Origin of the sequence: Bacteroides gallinarum DSM 18171 = JCM 13658 (assembly GCF_000374365.1) — a bacterium.
Classification (GTDB): Bacteria; Bacteroidota; Bacteroidia; order Bacteroidales; family Bacteroidaceae; genus Bacteroides; species Bacteroides gallinarum.
Genome location: NZ_KB894208.1, coordinates 1 through 2,953 on the forward strand (window position 1 = coordinate 1; position 2,953 = coordinate 2,953).

Sequence of the window (2,953 nt, forward strand, 5' to 3'; positions counted from 1 at the left end):
GGGAATACCTAAAGATACAAAAAAGCCAGCTAATTCGCAATATTTTGTGTATGAATTAGTTGGCTGATTTTATATTATTTACTGAATGTCCCTACTTAATGAGAATAGACACCCATATCACACTGTTTGCAACCGGCTTGTTTTCCCTGTTTCTGTTCAGTGCTTGCAAAGGCGATAATCTTAAGGAAAGGCAAATGCTCCTGCCCGAAGATTTATTCAGCGAGGGGGATATCGTGTTCAGGAGGGGAACCGGATTTACCAGCCGGATAGTACTGGCTGCCGATAGTGAAGGGAGCTACTCGCATGCCGGTATCCTGAAAAAGGAGAACGGAGCGTGGTACGTAATACACGCCGTACCTGGAGAACCGGACTTCGAGGGAGATGCAGACCGGGTAAAAATGGAACCCGTAGGGCAGTTTTTCGATGCTGGGAAAGCGGCACGGGGTGCGGTGATGCATGTGCTGGCCGACTCGGCGGTTGCATGCAGGGCTGCCGGGAACGCATTCCGCCTTTTCCGCAAACACGTATTGTTCGACCATGATTACGACCTGAACGATACGACCGAAATGTATTGTACGGAGCTTATTGACTATGTGTACCGGAAGGAAGGAATAGATTTGTCCGGAGGCCGCACCACTTCCGTCAGCATTCCCGGTATGAGCGGCGACTACATAATGCCGAACGATATTGCACAGAGCGAGTATCTCCGTCCGATATATCATTTTTGACACATACATTATTCACTTAAAACAAAAAACGTATGAAAAAAGTATTCTACTTCGGTATGCTGGCGATTGCCATATTGGCAATGGCTGCCTGCTCTTCTTCGAACAACCCGGGCGACGCACTGAAAAAGTACGGCCAGTATCTGCAAAACGGCGATTATGAAAATTTCGTGGAAGGACTGGCTTTCGACAGCAACCAGGATGCGGGCAAGATAAAGGAACAGAAAGAAGCGCTGGTTTCCATTCTCAAAGAAAAAGTGTCTAAGGAATATGAGAAGAAAGGAGGCATAAAGGACATTGAAATCCTATCGGAACAGATTGCCGAAGACGGTAATACGGCGGTAGTTAAGACCAGATACACCTACGGAAACGGAGAAACCGAGGAGGAAGAACAGCAAATGGTGAAGAAAGACGGGAAATGGCTGATGTCCATGAACAAATAGGGCTTGAATAGCCCGATACACCGCACGGATTAGCACAGCCGGATTTTTCAGGCAATCAGTTTTCCCGAGAAACAATCTGTACTAATCCGTGGTGTAAAGGCAGGTAAAGGCGTTACTGCCTCCTGTACTCCTTGGGCGACAGCCCCGTGTGATGCTTGAAGTATTTCCCGAAGAAGGACTGATTGGCAAAATGCAGCTCGTCGGCTATCTCCTGGATACTCTGCTCGGAGGATTTCAGCATAGCTTTCGCCTCCAGGATAACCAGGCTGTCTATCCACTCGCCCGCCGTCTTTCCGCTCACCTCCTTCACTACGGTAGAAAGGTGCTTAGGTGTAAGGAACATCTTTTCGGCATAAAAAGAGACGCTCCTCTCCTCTTTATAGGACTCGGATACATGCCGGATAAACCGTTCGAACAAATCTTCCTTACGGCTTTTGGGCGTGCGTTCCTGGGAAGCGTGTCCCTGGTAGATATCGTATATCTCATAGAACAATGCCATTAACAGCCCTTGCGTAATCTCCTTACGGTACGGGTTGTCTTTCAGTCTTACCTTGCTCCACAAAAAAGAGTGGTACTCCTGGAACGACTGCAACTCGTCGGCCGTAATACTGATGCAAGGCCGCTCCTTTACCATGAAGAACATGGGAAACAACTGCTGCATGGTGGGTATCACCAAGTCCATGAAATCCCGGGATACGGCTATGAAGCTGCCGGAGAAATCGTCGGAGCGCTCGCCTTGCTGCACGATTTGCTCGGGCAAGATGATACACAGCATACCTTCCCTCATTTCATACTGCTGCAAATCGAGAGTAAGCTTGCACCAGCCTCCCCGGCAGACGGCAAGGCAAGCCGCATTCAATCGGGTAGGATATGTGGTGAAGGGAATATCTTTTATATCATCGAAGATAGCGAAATCATTGCCGATAAAATCAATCATAGGCAAATGCTGTATTCCGGAGATATCGACGTTGCGTATCTGTTTTGTATTCATTATTGTTGTGTTTTACAGGCAAATATAAAACTATTCGCAGGATGATTAAATTAAAAATGATAACGTTATCCCAGCTCATTACTGCATGCCTCGTTACATGCCGGTTTCAGAAAATCCGTAACCGTACAGGCGTGCATGAGGCGGCTATTCCTGCTCCTTGCCGAACAGGAATTCGTAATCGCGCTTGGAAGCGGGAACCGCCCACTCCTCGGGAATGAATTTCCACTGGCCGAGCGCACGCGGCTCGATGACCTTTTTCTGTTCGATGTACTGCATCAGATAGTAACGCAGGTCTTTGTCGGTGGAAGTAATGATACGCTCTTTCAGTTTATCCTGCGGGATGCCCGCACCTTTCGTCAGCAGTTCTCCGCCACCGTTGCCCCGGTATGAGTTGAGGGCTACCGTGTACATCTTGTCCATATCGAACGGAGTGCCGTCCGCCATGCTGAGGATAGTCACTTTGCTACCTGCCGGTTTCGTTACATCCACCGTGTAGATGATGCCTGCCGCCGAATCGAAATTGAAGCTGAAATTCTTGAAAGAGGCTCTGTCCGCCGCACCTGCACGGGGTTTATCCCGGAGCAGCAGGATATGGTCGTCGGGAGAGGTCATGCGGTTAGTCCAGAGGTCATACGACATTTCCAGGGCATCGTGCACTTCCTTGCCCGAAAGTTTCATGGTATAGAGCATGTTCTCGTACTTAGGGACATTCAGTAAATAATATAAAATCAGCCAACTAATTCATACACAAAATATTGCGAATTAGCTGGCTTTTTTGTATCTTTAGGTATTCC

The 2,953-nt window shown here is 48.2% G+C and carries 3 protein-coding genes and 1 pseudogene; 2 read left to right on the top strand and 2 right to left on the bottom strand.

All coding sequences use genetic code 11. The features are described 5' to 3' along the window. Positions 1-98 precede the first annotated feature (98 nt). On the top strand, positions 99-728 hold the full coding sequence (locus C233_RS0122000; RefSeq protein WP_018669614.1) for a C40 family peptidase: 630 nt from the start codon (positions 99-101) through the stop codon (positions 726-728). 32 nt (positions 729-760) lie between these two features. Continuing rightward, positions 761-1,168 (top strand): DUF4878 domain-containing protein, encoded by a 408-nt coding sequence (locus C233_RS0122005; RefSeq protein WP_018669615.1) that lies wholly within the window; start codon positions 761-763, stop codon positions 1,166-1,168. A gap of 112 nt (positions 1,169-1,280) precedes the next feature. On the opposite strand, the gene C233_RS0122010 is transcribed toward C233_RS0122005, so the two are convergent. Next, positions 1,281-2,159, bottom strand: coding sequence for a helix-turn-helix domain-containing protein (locus C233_RS0122010; RefSeq protein ID WP_018669616.1), 879 nt, complete (start codon positions 2,157-2,159; stop codon positions 1,281-1,283). Between the two features lie 144 nt (positions 2,160-2,303). Next, positions 2,304-2,876 (bottom strand): annotated as a pseudogene (locus tag C233_RS0122015) (5'-nucleotidase C-terminal domain-containing protein); the annotation flags it as partial. Between the last annotated feature and the right edge of the window lie 77 nt (positions 2,877-2,953).